General features: G+C 55.1%; 11 protein-coding genes. 2 read left to right on the top strand and 9 right to left on the bottom strand.

Annotated elements, in window-relative coordinates:
• Nucleotides 1-53: 53 nt before the first annotated feature.
• The 6 genes from DW091_RS01330 to DW091_RS01305 all read right to left on the bottom strand — a co-directional run bounded on the left by DW091_RS01330 (nucleotide 54) and on the right by DW091_RS01305 (nucleotide 6,901).
• Entirely contained in the window at nucleotides 54-1,586 is a 1,533-nt protein-coding gene (locus DW091_RS01330; protein ID WP_058693378.1) for a BCCT family transporter, read from the bottom strand.
• A 68-nt stretch (nucleotides 1,587-1,654) separates the two neighbouring features.
• Complete coding sequence (locus DW091_RS01325; RefSeq protein WP_058693377.1) at nucleotides 1,655-3,061, bottom strand: trimethylamine methyltransferase family protein; 1,407 nt, start codon at nucleotides 3,059-3,061, stop codon at nucleotides 1,655-1,657.
• Nucleotides 3,062-3,102: 41 nt separating this feature from the next.
• The gene (locus DW091_RS01320) at nucleotides 3,103-4,392 is read right to left on the bottom strand and encodes an MFS transporter (RefSeq protein WP_058693376.1); all 1,290 of its coding nucleotides are present in this window, start codon (nucleotides 4,390-4,392) and stop codon (nucleotides 3,103-3,105) included.
• A 459-nt stretch (nucleotides 4,393-4,851) separates the two neighbouring features.
• On the bottom strand, nucleotides 4,852-5,535 hold the full coding sequence (locus DW091_RS01315) for a GntR family transcriptional regulator (protein ID WP_058693375.1): 684 nt from the start codon (nucleotides 5,533-5,535) through the stop codon (nucleotides 4,852-4,854).
• Between the two features lie 9 nt (nucleotides 5,536-5,544).
• Nucleotides 5,545-6,270: a GntR family transcriptional regulator gene (locus DW091_RS01310; protein ID WP_058693374.1), complete on the bottom strand. Its 726-nt coding sequence runs from the start codon at nucleotides 6,268-6,270 to the stop codon at nucleotides 5,545-5,547.
• Entirely contained in the window at nucleotides 6,257-6,901 is a 645-nt protein-coding gene (locus DW091_RS01305; protein WP_058693373.1) for a cobalamin-dependent protein, read from the bottom strand. The genes DW091_RS01310 and DW091_RS01305 overlap by 14 nt, the downstream gene beginning before the upstream one ends.
• A 940-nt stretch (nucleotides 6,902-7,841) precedes the next feature.
• Between DW091_RS01305 and trmB the strand changes: the two genes are divergently transcribed.
• Together trmB and DW091_RS01295 are read left to right on the top strand one after the other, a co-directional pair.
• Nucleotides 7,842-8,492, top strand: a complete 651-nt coding sequence (gene trmB / locus DW091_RS01300; protein ID WP_118517220.1) for a tRNA (guanosine(46)-N7)-methyltransferase TrmB — start codon at nucleotides 7,842-7,844, stop codon at nucleotides 8,490-8,492.
• Between the two features lie 214 nt (nucleotides 8,493-8,706).
• A complete protein-coding gene (locus DW091_RS01295; protein ID WP_118517219.1) occupies nucleotides 8,707-9,444 on the top strand; it encodes a lysophospholipid acyltransferase family protein in 738 nt (245 codons plus the stop codon).
• A 127-nt stretch (nucleotides 9,445-9,571) separates the two neighbouring features.
• Here the strand turns inward: DW091_RS01295 and DW091_RS01290 are convergent, their stop codons facing one another.
• The 3 genes from DW091_RS01290 to DW091_RS01280 form a co-directional block, all read right to left on the bottom strand.
• Nucleotides 9,572-11,521 carry an NAD(+) synthase gene (locus tag DW091_RS01290; RefSeq protein ID WP_118517218.1) on the bottom strand — a complete coding sequence of 650 codons (1,950 nt, stop codon included), beginning with the start codon at nucleotides 11,519-11,521 and terminating at the stop codon, nucleotides 9,572-9,574.
• A gap of 559 nt (nucleotides 11,522-12,080) precedes the next feature.
• Entirely contained in the window at nucleotides 12,081-13,703 is a 1,623-nt protein-coding gene (locus tag DW091_RS01285; RefSeq protein ID WP_058693369.1) for a CTP synthase, read from the bottom strand.
• A gap of 281 nt (nucleotides 13,704-13,984) precedes the next feature.
• Nucleotides 13,985-18,769 (bottom strand): Cna B-type domain-containing protein, encoded by a 4,785-nt coding sequence (locus DW091_RS01280; protein ID WP_118517217.1) that lies wholly within the window; start codon nucleotides 18,767-18,769, stop codon nucleotides 13,985-13,987.
• Between the last annotated feature and the right edge of the window lie 144 nt (nucleotides 18,770-18,913).

Raw genomic sequence — 18,913 nt, 5'->3', positions numbered from 1 at the left:
GTTTCAGACCGTACCCAAAAAACAACCCGTATCGCGGCGATACGGGTTGAACCTTACGGCTTCTCTTTTGTCTCTCTCTTTTTCAGCCACCGGAACAGCAGTACGGTCATGGCGATGGTCAGAAGGGCCGAGGGCAGGCCCACGACAATGACAAAGGTCTGGAGGGCGTTGATGCCGCCGCCGAGCTTGAGCACAGCCACGCCGAGAATGGCGATGGCGATGGACCAGGACAAGCGGTTCCAGCGGGCCGGCTGGCTGATGTCCGTCATCTCCTTTGACGCGATGCAGCCCATGGTAAAGGCGCAGGAATCCACACAGGTGGCCAGGAAAACAAAGTAAAGGAGGATCACACCCACGATGATCACATTTTTAAGGGGCAGCTGGTCCAGCATGGCCAGCACCGCGTAATTGCTCCCCTGTTCGGCGTTGATCTTTGCCAGATCCACCACGCCGCTGCGCTGCAGCTTGAGGGCGTAATTTCCCAGCACGCAGAAAATCGCCATGGTTCCGGCCGAGCCGGCGCCCATGATGCCGAAAACCAGTTCGCGGACGGTCCGTCCCTTGGATACTCTGGCGATAAAAATGGCCATGAAGGGCACTGAGGCCACCCACCAGCTCCAGTAAAAAACCGTCCAGTCCTGGGCAAAGGTTCCGCCGCCGAACACATCACTGTAGCTGTTCATGCGGAGGAAATTGCTGAGCAGGGTGCCGAATTCCTCGACCGAGGCGGCCAGAATATAGCGGGCGCCGCTGGCAAAAAAGATAAACAGAATGACGCCGATGAGCAGATACATGTTAATATCGCTGAGAATCTTGATGCCTTTGTCAAGCCCACGGTAGACGCTGATGGAGAAAATGAACATCCAGACCACCAGCACTGCCACCTGAAGCTCTGTGGTGTCCGGCAGCCCGGTAATCTTACAGATGAGCACAGAGAGCAGGGGCACCCCCAGGCCGAGGGCCGGCGCAAAGGTGCAGAAAGTCGCAAAAATCGTCACAATGTCAATGGCTTTGCCCGGAACGCCTTTCGCGGCTTTCTCACCGATCAGGTCGGTCATCACGCCGGATATTTTCAGGTTTCTGCGCTTCAGCACCAGAAAATAATAGGAGACCACCAGGCCGGACAGGGCGTAAAAGGACCAGGCCACAGGCCCCCAGTGAAACAGGCCGTAGGGAATGGCAATGTTAAAGGCCTCGAGGGAGTAGGGCTCGTAGCCGAAGGGCGGCGACGCGATGTAATTTAACGGCTCGCACACGGACCAGAGGATGGCGGAGGAGCCAATGGCCGAGAAGAAAATCATGGCCAGCCAGCTGTAAAAGCTGTAGGCTGGCTTCTCCCCCTCGCCGCCGAGGCGGATTCTGCCGTACCGGCTGCAGCCTACCACAATACAGACAATGAACACCCCCAGACCGAAAAGCAGGAAAAACCAGTCGAATTTTGTGATGACAAAGTTCCTGAGCACACCAGACACCGAGAGCGCCTGCTCCGGAAAGGCCAGGCAGGCCGCAGATACCAGGAGCATGAGCAGCAGCGCGCCGAAAAAAATGGTTTTATCAATGGGGATTTTGTTTTTTTGCGGGTCCATATTCCACTTCCGTTTCTTAAATTCAAAAACAAAGACGGGCTTGCCTGCAGCGCGCCCGTCTATGCTGTTTACTTGATTAAATATTTTTCAATAACTTTCATCTGTTCCGGTGTTTTTTCCGGTTCCTGGTAGGCAGCCAGGCGTTCAGCTACCTTTTCGGATGCCTTTTCTTTAACGGATTTTTTATCCTCTGTCTGCCAGGTGTTGTAGTCTACCTTCACAAACAGATCCGGCACATAGTGCTCGTTGCGGTATTCCTTAGGGGTACGGCCAGACATGAAGTTGCCTCTCGGGCCCACCTTGCTGATCTCTTTAGTATAATCTTTATTGTAGTCAATGGCAATCCCCTGGGTCATACGTTTCAGCATTTTAATGAGCTGCTCGTCTGCCACATATTTTTCCAGAGAGCTGACATTAAAGCCGCTGAGCATCCCACAGCTGAAGAAGATCAGGTCTGTGCCGCTCAGGGTGCCGCTCATCAGGTTGAGGGTGGATTCGACCCCTGCCTGGTAGTCAACATCAATGGCGTCGTTGAGGGCGCCGGAGGTTCTGAACGGCATTCTGTAATATTTGGCCATGGCGGCGCTCGCCAGGGAGATAAGGGCTGTTTCGGTATTGCCCAGCGCCATGGATACGGCTCTCAGGTTTGTGGAAGTGGAGGTGCTGCCGTAGAAAATCGGCAGACCGGGCTTGATGAGCTGGATAAGCACGGTAACGGCCAGCAGCTCTGCGTTGTTCTGGATAATGGTGCCCAGAATGGAGGCCGGGCTTGTGAGGACCGGCAGAGAGCAGGTTGCCAGCTGCATGGGCTGATTGAGCTCACAGTAGGCAAACATGGCGTCCAGGCTGTCCTTGACCCATGCCAGCGGTGAGATCGGGCTGATACAGCCGACGGCCACGTATTTGTCGTGGACATCCACGAAATCCTGGATCATTTTAACCACATTGGTGGCAACCGTACCGGAATCGTGCAGCTTGGTTGCCAGGGCTGTCAGCGAAATCGGCAGAGTTGTGTAGTTTAACAGGGCAGCGGCCATGTTGTAGGAGCGGTCTTCTCTCGGGACGTCATAGGTATCGCAGAGCAGAAGATGGGTCATGTCGATGCAGTCGCTGGTCTGTACCAACTTGCAGATATCGACGTAATCGTGCATTTCGGCAAAGCGGAACTCGCCGTTTTCCATGACGTACGGCGGGCTGCCGGCTGTGGCCATGGTAAGGCTTCCCCCGCCCATGTGGTAGTTTGTGCCGTCTGGGCGCAGAATATCAAATTCCTGGCTGACGGTGGACAGGCCCTTGGCAATGAGCTCATCGGTAAAATGAACGGTGTAGCCATCCACTGTAGCGCCGTGTTTTTTGAAAATTTCAACCGCGCGGTCATCCTCGAACACGCAGCCGGTTTCTTTCAGTAATTTTGCGGATTGTTCATGAATAAATTCAACATCCTTAGCCTGTAAAAACAGTTTTTCAAGTTCCATATGTTATTCTCTCCTTCAGGTTCCCTAGTTGTTTTCTTAATTTATGCCTGTGTTTCTTCAGCGGGTTCTTCGATTGAGATCCCCTTTTTCTTATTGTAGACCAGTACCAGCAGCGCGCAGCCCATGGACAGGATCGCGCTGACGCCCAGGGCAATAAAGATGTAGGTATAGGCCTGGTTGCCGTAAGCGTCCAGCCATTTACCGGCAATCGGTGATACGAACATATCTGGCAGGAAGCCGATCAGTGACAGAATACCAGAGGCAGAGCCGAAGATGGCTGCCGGTACCTTGGTTTCTGTGAACAGGGAGGATTCAACCCCATATGCCCCGCTTAAGAAGAAGGACAGGATCATGATCAGGATAATGGCCGGAATCATAAAGCCTGCGGTCTGCGGCGCCAGAACAATGACAAAGAGGCACACAGCCGTAATGGCCATACACAGCAGAATGGTTTTGGCCGGCGATTTGATCTTCGTCGCGAGGGCACCGATGATCGGTGATGAAAAAAGCGAGGTACCGTACATACGGATATTGCCCATGAGCGCAGCCATGGCGACGCTGGCGCCGAATACGGCCTGTACATAAGGCACTGTATAGCTGAGTGAGGTATAAACTGTGTAGGTGAAGAACATACACAGGGTTGTCAGCCATACACCAGGGTGTTTGACAGCTGCCACCAGCTCAGATAAGTCGAATTTTTTCTTGGTTTTGATGATTTCGCCTTCAAACTTCGGAATCAGGAAGAAGGAAGCCAGGGCAAAGGCGATGTTTAAGAACGCGTAGAACATGAGCACCATGTTAAAGCCGGAAGCCGGATCTGCAAAGAGGTCAAAAATCCACATGGAGATAAAGTTGACCACTAAGCCGAGAACCCCGACGATCCCGTAGCTGATGCCAATGTTTCTGGAATAGGTGTTGTCTGTGCTGACCAGACGGATGCCCTTATAGCGGACGCCCCAGTAAATAAAGGTCGTGCAGACCCCCATGAGTAAAAAGATCACCTTCAGGGTCTCATAGCTTGGCAGTGTCGCGTACCAGAATGTTAAAATTGCAGAAAGTCCAAAGCCGGCAGTCGCCAGGTATTTGACGCGAATTTTGTCTGCCAGAATACCGCCGGGCAGGTAAGAAATCATGGCAGTTGTGCCATAAAGGCCGTAGAGCACACCAAGCTGTTCGTTTGAGAGCGCGAGACTCTGTAAAACCGGTTCATAGAAGACATACCGGATCAGGAATGTCAGATAAACCACTACTGCACCGGAGCTGATAATACCGATTACCGCGTTCCGGGTAAAGCCGCTGATGCTTTCGTTTGTTACTTCGTTTTTATTCATTTTTCCCCTCCATAAAAACTGATAACACTTGGGTCCGGACCATGTGTCATATACAAGTATGCTACAACTATAACACGTGCAACGGTTTCTGTCAATAGAATTTGATTAAAAAATATATAACAGTTGATATAACTGTATATATCAACAGCATGTCATTCCATAAATCCCGCCGAAGACTTTTCTGGTTTTGTGGCAAATTCCCGCTGTTCGCAGATTAAAAAACCTTCTCTCATGCAAAAACGACAACCTTCGGAAGTCGTTCTTGAAATCGAGCCAAGTGTTCTTTTAATCTTCGGACAGCTCTGGATTGTAGTAAAGCCTTCGGCTCTGCTTTGAATCAGGCAGTCATCGGATGTTCTCTTAACCCGAGGACTGCTCTTTCTCTCTTAGCCCATTGCCGCTTACGTTAAAGCTTTTTCACAACCCAAAAAAAGGGTATCGCGGCGATACCCTTTCGCTTTAATATTTCATTTTTAACTGCATTTCCTCGCAGGGCACATAGGTCTCCGACACTCCGACGAGCTGGCCGTTCTCGGTGCGGTAGGTCTGCTTGAACTCAAAGACGCCGTCGTCAGCGTCGATGAACAGCGTGTCCCGGACCGGGGCGTTGTCAGTCATGAGGGTGATCTCAAGCTCCTTGTAAATGTCGTAATTGCCCAGCACCAGGTTCAGCGAATCCATGAGCCGCTCCGGATTTCGGACCGGCGAGGCGCTCCGGACATTGTGGATAATATACTTGACGTCCAGACCAATGGGCATGTCCCGGTTGTAAAGAATCCGCACTGCCCGCAGGCAGCGGGTCCGGGGCGGCACGTCCAGGCCAAAGCGCTCCCGCAGGGCCGCGCCGCTCACCTCCTCGATCTTCTCAAGGCGGATATCGGTCAGGTGGTCGATGCTTTTGATCTCGTGGAAAATCATGGTGTAGGTTTTATGGTTGCTCGAGCTCACAAAGAACCCCTTGCGGTCCACCACGTACACATAGCCGCGCTCCTCCAGAATGGCCAGGCTCTTTTTTACCGTGACCGGCGTGGTCGTGTAGATTTTTGAGAACTCCCGCAGCGAGGGGAGCTGCTCCTCAGGCTTGTACTCGCCCTTTTCAATTTTGGCCTGAATATCGTTCAGAATAAATTCATAGGTCTTCACCGCGCACCTCTACACTCTGGAATTGCCGCGGAGGCGGCACAGGTCGCTCTCCACATACAGTTTGCCGTAGCCAATGGGAATATCGTCGGAATCATACAGCTTCTGCTCAAAGAGCATCATAAATTTCTGCTTTTTCCGGGGCTCCCCGGTCATTTCCTCGAAAAAGGCGCCGGTGTCCACGTCGGTCATCACCCCGGTCACAAAAATCTCCTCCCAGTAGCCGAAGCCATAATTCTCGCCAAAAATAATGCTGACCATATCGCGGTAGCTGAAGCTGTCCTCCTTGATGTTCATGCCCGGAAAATAGGGAATATACTTCTCATCCAGGGCCACAGGCCGCTCCCCTTGGAACAGCATGGAGCGGATGCAGACAATCTTTGTCTTGGGAGCCACCTGAAGGTGGTAGACCAGCTCGATGGTGGGCGCCATGATTTTGGCGTGGATGAGCTTGGCGTGGCTGTAGCCGCCGCGGATGATCTCGTCAATTTTAAAGCCCACCTCAAATTTGTTCAGGGAGTACTCCCGCACATAGGTCCCCTTGCCCGGGGACGACATCAGGTACCCCTCGCCCACGAGCACCTCGATGGCTTTGCGGATGGTCATGCGGCTGACGCCGTACTCCTCGCAGAGGCTGTTCTCCGACGGCAGCAGGTCGCCGGGCTGATAGATATTGCTGAGGATTTTGATCTTAATGGAATCGGCAATGTTGAGGTATTTGACTTCATTTTTGCTCATCTTTTAACCATCCCTGACAGATTTCCACCCCTTTGATGGCCGATTTGGTGTAGGCGTCCGCGCCCACGAAATCGCTGACGGTTTTGTTGGCCACACAGCCGCCGATGATGATTTTGACCTGGTCCCGCATGCCCGCCTCCACAAAGGCGTCCACCACCTCCTTGACCGAGGGGATGCAGTCTGTGAGCACAGCGCTCAGGCCGATGATCTCACACTTGTACTTTTTGGCTGCCTCCACAAAATCCTGGGCCTTGACGTCCACACCCAGGTCTCTGACGATGAACCCGCCAGCCTGCATAGCGCCCTTGAAAATAGACTTGCCGATGTCGTGGATATCGCCCTCGACGGTTCCCAGCAGCATGGTCTTTCCAAACTCCCCGGCCTCGATGCTGTCGTAAATATCACACATGTTGGTGTACTCCAGCACATTTTCAAAAATAATGCCCACCACCATAAGGTCCGCGATGGAATACTCGCCGCTCTCATAGCGCAGGCCGACCTTTTCCAGCCCCTTATTGAGGGCCATCCAGATATCCTTAGGCGGTGTTCCTGCCGCCACACAGCGTTTCACAATCTTCAGAACCTTTTCTTCATCCAGCTCCTCGATGGCATTGATCAACATTTCTAACATAATGCTCTCTCCAATTTATTTATCCGTTTATATAAATTTAAAATAATGAATCTCGGTCGACAAAGCAGTCTCGCTCAGTGGATCGTTGATAGTTGATAGTGGATAGTTATAGAACGCTTTCGCCAAGGCTCAAGCGAGTTAAACAGTAGCCTTCGGCCGCTACGGCATGCCAAAAACTTTGAGAGACGAAGCCTTTTACCTAAGGAAGAAAAAAGCGTCCTGCGGGAAGCAGAGAACCCGAATCTTTGATTCGGTGTGAATCGCTTTCGCAGATGTCATCGGTTTGTTTCGTATGAAATACGAATCACAACAAACCGTGGATCATCTGTGTTCCTTGACGTGTCTGGGTCCCTCTTCGGTTGCTACCGCTTCGCAGTAGCATTAAGAGCGCCGGTCGCTCTTGCTCCCGGCTTGCGTTTACCACAGCGCCTGGACCTTTTTTCTTATCTGGATAAAAGGCGCAGTCTCGGACTTCGCTACTTTTCCAACCGTTTGCTCTTTGTCGACGGCCGGACGACCAACGGTCTAAGAGAATGGGCAAAATGCAAGGCGCGGCCTTTTTTAAATGAAGGCGCATATCTACAATATGTAACTGAATTTAAAAAAGGCCGCAACGCAGCAGTTTGCCCATTGTCGACTCCCCGGCCTAAGAGAAAGGACAAGATGCAAGGCGTGTGCGTTTTTAAATGAAGGCGCATATTCATAATATGTAACTGAATTTAAAAACGCTCACAACACAGCAGCTTGCTCATTGTCGACGGCCGGACGACCGCTGTAGTATACTTGTCTAGCCAAATTATATCACAGATCCCACAAAAATAGCTTTACTTTTTTTAACACTTCGGATAATAATTTAAAATTGACGGATGCCGGGGCAAATGGTAATATATCTTAGGAATTAACCCCATTTTTTGAACAAAACAATTGACGGAGGGCATTTATGCATATTCGACCAAAACCCTGGGCCCGGCCCGAGCTCTTATCCTGCGGCTTTTTTATCCCGGAAGCCACTGAACTGCGGGGGCACTGGCAGGAGGCTTTTGAGCGCAGGGCGCCGCTGCACCTGGAGCTGGGGTGCGGCAAGGGTACTTTTATCGCCGCTCTGGGCAGACGGCATCCGGAGATCAACTATCTGGCAGTGGACATGATCGACGCGGTGCTGGGGCTGTCCAAGCGCAACGTGGAGCAGGCCTACGCGCCTGAAGCGGTGGACAATGTCCGTCTGACCGCCTGGGACATTGCCCGCATTGGGGAGATGCTCTCGCCGGAGGATGTGGTAGAGCGCATCTACATTAACTTCTGCAACCCCTGGCCCAAGCGCCGTTACCAGAAAAAGCGGCTGACCCACACCCGCCAGCTGGAGCAGTATAAAAAATTCATGGCCCCTGGGGCGCAGATCCACTTCAAGACCGACGACGACCCTCTGTTTGAGGCGTCGCTGAAATACTTTGAGGCCTCGGGCTTCCAGGTGTCCACGCTGATCCGGGACCTGCACGCGTCCCATGAATACCCGGGCAACATCGTGACCGAGCACGAGCGGATGTTTGCAGACCAGGGCATCAAGATCAAACTGGCAATCGCTATCAGGTGAAAAGTTGAAGGTTGAAAGTTGAAAGTGAATGTACGCTCTTGTTAAACACAAAAGCGATTAAGTGCGGCCAAAGGCCGCATCCAATCAAATGTGCACAGCACATTTGCACCTGAACTTTCCACTTTCCACTTTCAACCTTCAACTCAAAAAAACTGCTTTTCTATTCTTAGACTCGGTTTTAAACCGCTGGAAAACATTTTAAAAGGAGACAAACTTGAGAACAATTTTATGGTTTATCCATTTCTGGCTGTATCAGCTGGCTCTTTTGCCCAGCCGTTTTAAGGCACGCAGGCTTGCAAAGGCGGGCGACATGGCCGCCCACGACGCGCTGGTGCGCCGAAAGGTCGGCCCCTGGGCCAGGAGCATGATCCGCACTGCCGGGGGCACCGTGCGCGTGGAGGGGCTTGAGCATATGCCCGAGGGGCCTGCGGTCTATGTTTCCAACCACCGCAGCTACTTTGATATTCCCCTGGTTCTGGGCTATCTGGGCGACGACACCAAGCCGCTGGTGGCCAAGAAGGAAATCGGTAAAATCCCCCTGATCCACGCGTGGATGGAGGAGCTGCACTGTGTGTTCCTGGACCGGGACAACCCGCGCGAAGCCATCAAGAACATCAAGGAAGCCGAGCATTGGGTGGCTGAGGGCTACTCCATGGTCGTCTTTCCAGAGGGTACCCGCACGAAGGATGGGTATCTGGGTGAATTTAAGGCCGGGGCGTTTAAAATCGCCCAGAACAACAAGGTGCCTGTGGTTCCCTTCTGCATGAAAGACACAGACAAGCTCATGGGGCGCAACACCCTGTGGATTCATCCGGCCGAGGTGGCCATCCGGGTGCTGCCGCCCATCGACACTGAAGGCTACACCCGGGCCGACTGGAAGAATCTGCCAAAACTGGCTGAAGAAAAGGTGCGCGAGGGGCTTACGGCCATGAACGCTGAGGGGTTTCATTAAAAAAAGCGGCCTGCGGCCGCACCCAATCAAATTCGCACCGCGAATTTGCACCAGAACCTTCCACTTTCAACTTTCAACCTTCAACTTAAAAAGAGGTACGGTCTGAAACAGACCGTACCTCTTTTTTTCACGCCCCGGCTGGCCGGATGCCGTCCAGCACGCGCATCCATTCCTCCACTCTGGCGTCTGAGGGCATGCGCCAGTCGCCTCTCGGGGACAGGGATACAGTGCCCACCTTGGGGCCGTCGGGCAGGCAGGAGCGCTTGAACTGCTGGGTAAAAAAGCGCCAGTAGAAATTGCGCAGCCACTTATACAGGGTGGCGTCGTCATAGGCGCCCCCAAAGGCGCGCCGGCTCAGATAATAGATTTTATCCGGGCGGTAGCCGTTCCTGAGCACATGGTACATAAAGAAATCGTGGAGCTCATAGGGGCCCACCAGATCCTCGGTTTTCTGGGCGATTTTGCCCGACGCGTCCGGAGGCAGCAACTCAGGCGATACGGGCGTGTCCAGCACGTCGTAGAGAATCCGGCGGATCGCTTCGTCTGGGTTCTCATCGGCCACATAGCGCACCAGATACCGCACCAGGGTCTTGGGAATGCCGCCGTTGACCCCGTACATGGACATATGGTCTCCGTTGTAGGTGGCCCAGCCCAGGGCCAGCTCGGACAGATCGCCGGTGCCGATGACCAGGCCGTTCAGACGGTTGGCCAGGTCCATGAGGATCTGGGTGCGCTCTCTGGCCTGGGCGTTCTCGTAGGTGACGTCGTGGACATTCAGGTCGTGGCCGATGTCCTCCAGATGGCGGGTGGCCGCGTCCTTGATGGAAATCTCGTGGAAGGTGGCGCCCAGAGAATGAATCAGGCTGACCGCGTTGTCGTAGGTGCGGTCGGTGGTGCCAAAGCCAGGCATGGTGACCGCGTGGATGCGCTTTCGGTCAATGCCGAACTGGTCGCAGACATTTACGCAGACCAGCAGGGCCAGAGTGGAGTCCAGGCCGCCGGAGATGCCCACCACCATGGCCGGATCACCGATATGGGCCACACGGCTGCCCAGCGCCATGGTCTGAATGTTAAAGATTTCCTCACAGCGCTCATTGCGGCGGCTGATGTCTGCAGGCACAAAGGGCTGCGGATTCACTTCCCGCAGGCAGTCCTGGGCGTCCTGGGCATTAAAGAAGCATTCCATAAAACCGCCGTCTCCCAGGATGTCGGCCGAATCCCCAAAGGAGGTCTGGAGCTGGCGGTCGTGGGCAATGGCCTCCATGTCCAGATCGGCTACCACTAACTGGCCCTCGGTCCGAAAACGGCGGGAGCGGGCCAGCTCGCTGCCCCGCTCGCAGATCAGGGCGTCGCCGCCAAAGACGAGATCCGTGGTGGATTCGCCATAGCCGCAGGAGCAGTACAGGTACCCGGCGTTCAGGCGGGCAGACTGCTGGCGCACCAGGGCGGCCCGGTAAGCGCTCTTTCCAATCACCTCGTTGCTGGCCGAGGGATTGACAATGATGGTCGCCCCCTCGACGGCTTGACGGCAGCTCGGCGGCACCGGGGCCCAGAGATCCTCGCAGATTTCAATGCCAACCAGCACATCCTCCCAGTCCTCATGACGGAAAAGCAGATCGGTGCCTACGGGCACAGCCGCGCCAAAGCAGCTGATGTCTGTGGCGCGCAGCTGTCCGGCGGAGCGGAACCAGCGTTTTTCGTAGTATTCCTGATTGTCCGGTACATAGGTTTTGGGCACAATCCCCAGGATCTCCCCGTCTGACAGGGCTACCGCGCAGTTGTAAAGCCCGCTGCCCACTGCCACAGGCGCGCCCACCACGATGAGCATGGCTCTGCCCTCGGACCATTCCCTGATTTTATCCACAGCCGCCGCCGCTGCTTTTTGCAGGGTGCGCTGGAAAAACAGATCGCCGCAGGTGTAGCCAGTGACGCACAACTCCGGAAAAACCACGATGCTCACCTGTTTTTCATAAGCTTTTTCGCACAGGCTCAAAACCGCATCCGCGTTGGCTGCGCAGTCCCCTGCCTTGATGACTGGCACCGCACAGGCGGTACGAATATATCCTAAATCTTTCATATTTACCCTTTCTATTTCATTGTAATCATTATCTTTTTTGACAGGCGGGGTGTGGTGTGAAAAGCCTGCCCCCAGATATAGTTTTGCTTTTATCTCATTATACCCCGAATTGGATTTATGAACAAGTGTGGATAACTAAGGGGTTTTATCCACAAGTTGTGCATAAACTTTTCCAGAACTTTATCCACAGATTCTCCACTTTTCAACAATGGATTTATGGGGATTTTTCCACTTACCCACCAGGTTATAAACATTATCCACAGGAAAAACGTATGTTTTCCACAGTTTTACACATTTTCAACCGATTTTTATAAACAAAGTCCAAGTTATCCACAGTTTTGCACAGGCCTATATCTTGTGTCAAGAGGGAAAATCAATGGAGAATTGAAAATTGAAAATTGAGAATTACAAGTGCAAAATGCTGACGCATTTTGATCAGACGCGGCCACAGGCCGCCATCAGGATCGCTTGAGCCAAAGGCGAAAGCGTTCTAAAATTCTCCATTATTCATTTTCCATTCTCCATTAAAAAAGGGGTATCGTAACGATACCCCTTTTGATTAACGGCTTCCCTTGTTTTTGTAATTCATGGCCGCTTCCACAAAGCTGCTGAAAAGCGGGTGGGCTTTGTTCGGGCGGGATTTGAATTCCGGATGGGCCTGGGTGGCAATGAAGAAAGGATGGTCCCTGAGCTCGACCATTTCCACTAAAACGCCGTCCGGTGACATACCGGAAAAGACTAAGCCCTTTTCGGCCAGCGTCTGAATATACTCGTCGTTGACCTCATAGCGGTGGCGGTGGCGTTCCTCGATGGTCTTTGCGCCGCCGTAGGCCGCGCAGGCGCGGGAGCCTTCCTTGAGCTCACAGGGGTAAGCGCCCAGACGCATGGTACCGCCCATGTTCTGGATTTTTTTCTGTTCCTCCATGAGACTGATCACCGGATAAGGTGTTTCCTCGTCCAGCTCGATGCTGTTGGCGCCCTCAAGGCCTGCCACGTTGCGGGCGAACTCGATAACGGTGAGCTGTAAGCCCAGGCAGAGCCCTAAAAACGGAATCTTGTTTTCACGGGCCCAGCGGATGGCCTCAATTTTACCCTCGATGCCGCGGTTGCCAAAGCCGCCGGGCACGATGATCCCGTCTACATCCTTCATGATACGGTCCACGTTCTGTTCGTTTAAATCCTCGGAGTGCACCCACTTGATGGTGACCTCAGCGTTGTTCGCGATGCCGCCGTGGCGCAGGGCTTCGGCGACGGACAGGTACGCGTCATGGAGCTCGACGTACTTGCCCACCAGGGCGATGGTCGCCTTGTTTTCCAGGCTCTTGGCGCGGGTGACCAGCTCCTTCCACTCGGTGAGGTCCGGGTCCTTGCAGCGGATTTTGAGCTTGCTGCAGACCAGACGGGCCAGGCCTTCCTTCTCAAGCATCAGCGGCACTTCGTACAGCTCCGGCGCGTCCAGGTTGGTGACCACTGCGTCCTTGTCCACGTTGCAGAACAGGCTGATCTTATCCTTGAGGCCGTCCTCTACTTCCTTTTCGGAGCGCAGGACAATGATGTCGGGCTGAATCCCGATGCTGCGCAGCTCCTTGACGGAGTGCTGGGTAGGCTTGGTCTTGAGCTCGCCGGCTTTGCCCAGGTAGGGCAGCAGTGTGACATGGATGTAGAGCACATTTTCCGGGCCCAGGTCGCCCTCAAACTGGCGGATGGCTTCCAGGTAGGGCAGGCTTTCGATATCGCCCACGGTACCGCCGATTTCGGTGATGACGACGTCCGGGTTGGCCGCGCTCTCAGACACACGCAGAATGCTTTCCTTGATCTCGTTGGTGATGTGCGGGATAACCTGTACGGTACCGCCCAGGTAGTCGCCCCGGCGTTCCTTGGAGATAACGTTCCAATAGACCTTGCCGGTGGTCACGTTGCTGTACTGGCCCAGGCTCTCGTCGGTAAAGCGCTCGTAGTGGCCGAGGTCGAGGTCGGTCTCTGCACCGTCGTCAGTCACGAAGACCTCGCCGTGCTGGTACGGGCTCATGGTACCCGGATCATAATTGAGATAGGGGTCAAATTTCTGAATGGACACCTTCAGGCCTCTGGCCTTGAGCAAACGCCCCAGGGATGCACTGGTGATCCCCTTTCCAAGTGAAGAAACCACACCGCCGGTTACAAATATATACTTTGTTTTCATTACGCCTCCTGATTTTTAAGGATCACAAATCCCCTCAAAACGGTTTACGCTTATCTGGACCGTTCCTCGGGATTTGCGTTTGTTTCGTTGCCGCTTGCCCGCTAACGCTCCTGCGCGCTGCCAATTTTTTTAAAAATTGGACGAAACATCAAAAAACACTGCAAAAAAGTGGTTTTTTTTTTGCAGTGATGCAATTAACAATATATATATCTATTTTACCTTTTCTTTCAAAAAGTGCAAGGGAAAGTTTTAAAATTCCTGAGAATTTTCTGGTTTCTTTTCTAGTGTCTGCGCACTTTCCTTAGAACAGCGGTGACCGCCAGGAGCAGCACAGCGCCGAACACACCAGCGGTGGCGGCCCGCGTGCCGGTATTCGGGTTCACAGAGGCGGCGGGCACCTGAGGCGGGACCTCGAAGCCGTGGGGCGGCGTGATGTCTGGGACGCCCGGGTCGGCCGGCGGCGTTACCGGCGGGTCCACCGGCGGATCGACGGGCGGGTCCACCGGTGGCTCTTTTTTGGCAAAACCGACGTCTGCGGCCTCCTGCTCCGGCGCGTCCAGGGTGATTTTCTGCCGCTGGTTCTCGGTGGTGCAGACATAGCCGTCGCCGCGGTCGCTCACGCTCACGGTGTACGCGCCGTATTCCAGATCGGTGAAGCGGTAGTAGCCGTTGCTGTCCGCAAAGGTCTCGGCCACCTTGTCCCCGGCCTCATTGTACAGGGTCACCACGATGTTGCCCACTGGGGCTTCGGTGTCGTGATCCCATTTCTTGTCCCAGTTGTCGTCGTAAAAGACATTGCCGCTGATGCTGCCGAGCTCTTTGGGCTCTGGCGGCACGCCGCAGTCCCGGCACTGGTTGGTGATGTTGTAGCCGCTGTAGATGGTGTCATAGCCCGGAACCGGGTCCTCGACTACCGTGTAGGCTACCAGGCTGCCGTCATCGCCTGTTTTGTCCAGGTTCTCGAAACGGTACTGCCAGTCCGGCCCATAGACGGTCTGGGCGGCGATTTCGACGCCGTTGGCCATGAGGTGTACCCGCACGCTGCCCGGGCGCTTGCCGGAGGCGTCGTTGTCGTCACCCCAGGTCTTGGTGCCGGTGATCTGGATTTTCTCCTTGGCCGGGTGCACGTTGACAATGTCGTTGCCGTTGTAGTCGGCACTGTAGCCGCCGGGCAGGTCGATTTCCTTGACGGTGTAGACGATGGCGTCACCGTTCTGGTCGTAGCCCGGGATACGCTCAAAATTGTAGGTCCAGTTGTTTTCTGCGGACATGACCCGGGTCTGTCCCTCGACTGGTGTGGCGGCCGCGCCGCCGATGCTCTGCATGAGCTGGACGGTGACGCTCTCTGGCCTCAGGCCGTCCTGGTTGTTCTTGTCGCTCCAGGTCTTGCGGCCGTGGAGGCTTGTGACTTCGTCGCGGACATTGGTGAAATTGAAGGGGTTCTCCGGATCCTGATAGCCGCCGTAGCCGGCCGGGACGGCCTCGGTTACGGTGTAGGTAATGGTTTTGCCCTCTGAGTCGAATTTGTCCAGGCCGCGGTATTCGTAGGTCCAGACATCGCCGTCCTGCTTGCTCCACTCTGGCGTCTTACCGGGCTGTTCCACGCCGTTGGCCATGAGGATCAGGTCCAGGTAGGGCCTGTTGGCGCTGTGGCCGTCTTTCCAGGTTTTGGTGCCTGAGACGGTGACGGTGGGGATGCGCGTGTTGGTGATGTTATAGCCCTGATAACTGGTGGTGTAGTGCTCGATGGGGTCTTCCCGGACGGTGTAGTGGTTCGGGTTACCGGCGGTGCCGGGGTCCAGGCCCTCAAAGCTGTAGCGCCAGTCCGGGCCGGTGACGGTCTGGCTGGCTGCCTCCACGCCGTTTTTCATCAGGTAAACGGTGATGCTTTCCGGGCGCAGGCCCTCGGCGTCATTATTATCGTCCCAGGTCTTGACGCCAGCCACCTCGATGGTGGGCCGGGCCGGGTGGGCGTTGATGATGTCGGTGCCGTCGTAGCTGGTGGCGTAATCGTCTGGGTTGACGCCTTTTTCGGCTACGGTGTAGATGATGTCGCGGCCCTGGCTGTCGTAGGCGGGCAGGTCTTTAAAGCTGTAGGCCCAGCCGGTGGCCTCGTCCATCACTACGGTCTGGCCGTCTACGGGCACAGCGGCGCCGTGGTCAATGCTCTGCATGAGCTGAACGGTAACCGCAGCTGGCCGCAGCCCGTCTTTGTCGTCATTGTCCTGCCAGATTTTTCGGCCCTCCAGGCTGGTGACGCCTGTGCGGGTGTTGGTGATATCATTGCCGTTTACGGTGGTGGTATAGCCGTCCACCGGGGCTTCTTCTACGGTGTAGGTGATAAGCTGGCCCTCTTTGTTGTATTTCAGCAGGTTTTCAAAGGTATAGATCCAGGTGTTGCTCTCATAGGTCCAAAAAGGCACCGCGTCCTGCACTACCTCGCCGTCTGCCTTGAGGGTAAGCGTAATATTGGGGCGCTGGCTGTTGTCCTGGCCGCCGTCCTGCCAGCGTTTCTGGCCTGTGACCTCGGTGTAGCCAAAGCGGATATTGGTGATGTTATTGCCGTCGTATTCGGCCTTGTAGCCGTCGGGAACGGCTTCTTCCACAGTGTAGGTGATGCGGCGGCCGCCTGCGTCAAACGCCTCGAGGTTGTCGAAGCTCCAGGTCCAGACGTCGCCGGTCTTATCCCAGGCCGGTACCGCGCCTGCAACCGGGGTGCCGCCCGCTTTAAGGGTCAGCGTGACCTCGGGCCGGGCGCCGCCGCCGTCCTTCCAGGTCTTGGTGCCGGACAGGCTGGTCTTGCCCACGCGGGTGTTGACCAGGGTGTAGCCTGCGCTCATATCGCCCTGGGTCTGGCTGGTGTAGCCGTCCACTGCTGTCTCTGCGATGGTGTACTGGATGGCCTTGCCGTTTTCAAATTTGAGCAGGCTGTCAAAGCTGCCCTTCCAGCCGTTGGCCGCGTTCAGGGTCAGGCTTTCCAGGGTGGGTTTGCCGTTTTTGAGCAGCCTGACCACGATCTCGCCGGGCCGCGCGCTGGCGTCGTCCACATCATTCCAGAGTTTCTGCACCGGAATGCTGATGGTTGCCGGGGGCACGTAGTAGCCAACGTCGGTGTTGGTCACGTTGGGGGTGGCTGGATCCACAGTGTCGAGCTGGAGCTCGTTGGTCTTTGCGGCGTCGTCTTTATCCTTGGTGGTGCAAGCGTTCATGCCCGGATAGGGGCTGACCACCTGCACCCGGTAGGCATCCTCTGAGAAGGGCACATCGGTGAACACATAGCCGCCGGAAATATCGGTGGTGGTGGTGGCGATAACGGTTTTTCCGTCCGGCCCCAGCAGCTCAACCGTCACGTTTGGCAGTGGATAATCCTGGTCGATTTTGGCGTAGACGCCGTCCTTGTTGCTGTCGTAAAAGACCAGGCCGCGGATCTCGCCGTTGGTGTCGTCGGTTCTGGGGATGAGCTCGAGGTTGGTGCTCAGGCTGCCCGGATCGCCGATTTTGTAATAGGCCCAGACGTCCAGAATAGTCCGGTTGCCTTTGTTGCCTGAGAATTTCATGGCGCCGCCTGTGCTGTCCACACCTGCGCTCTGGTCGGCGTCTGCGCCGTTCAAGGCCGGAACGGTGGCGTTGTTATAGTAGATGGTGTGGCGCTCGGCATCGGTGCCGCCGCCGTTACAGCGCTCGACAATGATGCCGCCCGGGTTGTTCTCCACATCCAGAAACGGCAGATGAAGCTCGCCGCCCCGGGCCTGGAGGGTCACCTGGGTCAGGTCACACCTGCCTGCAGGCAGCACATTGCCGTCTGCGTCCTTACCATCCCAGGATACGCTGTTGATCCCGTCGACACAGGCGTTGCCAATGGTCACAATGCCGTGGTCCACGGGTTTGTAGCTGCCGTCCGCCTGCTTTTCCTGGTAGTTCCGCAGGTCAATTTTGAGCTCATAGCTGCTGATGTTCTGGGCGTTAAAAGTAAAGGTACCGCCCTCGCCCACGTAGCCGAAGCCTTCCTTGAAGCCTGTAAATTTAAAACCGCTCACGGTGCCGCTGGTGTCTGGCTCCTGGGCCATTCCCAGGGATTCCAGCAGCTCGGCATCCGGCGGGTTTAAGAAAATGCGGTCGTTGATGTCCAGTCCGTTGTCTGGCACGATGGGTGAGTTGAGCTGCAGGGAGGGGTCGTGGTTGATGAGGGTGTCGATGTCTACGCCCTGTCCCGGATTGTCGGAGTAAAAGGAGTGGTAATAGCTGTTGTTGGTGTCGTCCACGACCAGGCCGCGGTTGTTGGCAAAGAAAATAAAGCCAAAGGGGTCCATGCCGTTCATGTCCACGCAGTACTGAAACCCGTCAAGGGTGAGCACCCGCACCTTAGACTCCAGGCTGCGGCCGTTGTTGCCCATGTTCAGGGTCAGAAAATGGGTGAACACTCTGCCGGGCACCTGGGTACCGTCGGCCTTGGCCACGGTCACATCCCAGGCCGCTACGGTGCTGTCGCCCTGTCCGTTTGTCTTCCAGGCGTCGTTGCTGTCCACGTTCAGGGGGCGCGGGTTGTTCCGGTTGCCGCTGTCCAGCCTGGCGTGGAACTCGAACTCATAGTTGCCGGTCTCGGTCACCTTAAAGACCAGCGGCTTGTAGCCTGCGCCGGTGCCCGCAATGTCCGGGCCTGCCTTTTCCTGGCTGCGGTTCATGAGGTAGCCCACATTGTCGCCGGTGTTGGTGTCATAGACAAGCTCCATGCCCTGCTGGCCCGGCGCGGTGGTAAAGGGCTCGTAGCCTGAGTCATCGGCGCCGGTATAGCGCATGACAATGTCCTGCTGATTCACGTTGTCGGTGACGCTGGAGCCAAAATACAGGGTCTCCCCTGCCTTGGCGTAAACCTTGACAATCTGGTGCCGCAGCACGCCTGCGTCCTTGTGGTCGTACCACTCGGTGTAGGGGCGGTCGCCGCCCTCAGCCGTCAGCTCGCGGCTGCCCTCTGCACGCACCGGTGCAGACAAGAAAAGCAGGCCGGCCAGAAGCAGCAGCACCGCGAATAAAAAGGTCCGGAGGATCGGTAAGCGATGTGTTTTCATTTTGTTTTCCTTTTCTTAATGGTGAAAATTAGTCTTTTAAAGAGTTTTACCCATTTGATTAAGGAAAAAACAAGTATTTGCGCAGGATGCTTTTTTGTTTTTTAGGATGAAGGGTTTCCATAACAACGCATAGCCACTAACTTC

The organism is Eubacterium sp. AM05-23, assembly GCF_003477535.1.
In the GTDB taxonomy this organism is placed as follows: domain Bacteria; phylum Bacillota; class Clostridia; order Eubacteriales; family Eubacteriaceae; genus Eubacterium; species Eubacterium maltosivorans.
Note: the sequence above shows the minus strand (reverse complement) of the source record. Positions and strands in the feature narration are given on the sequence as shown.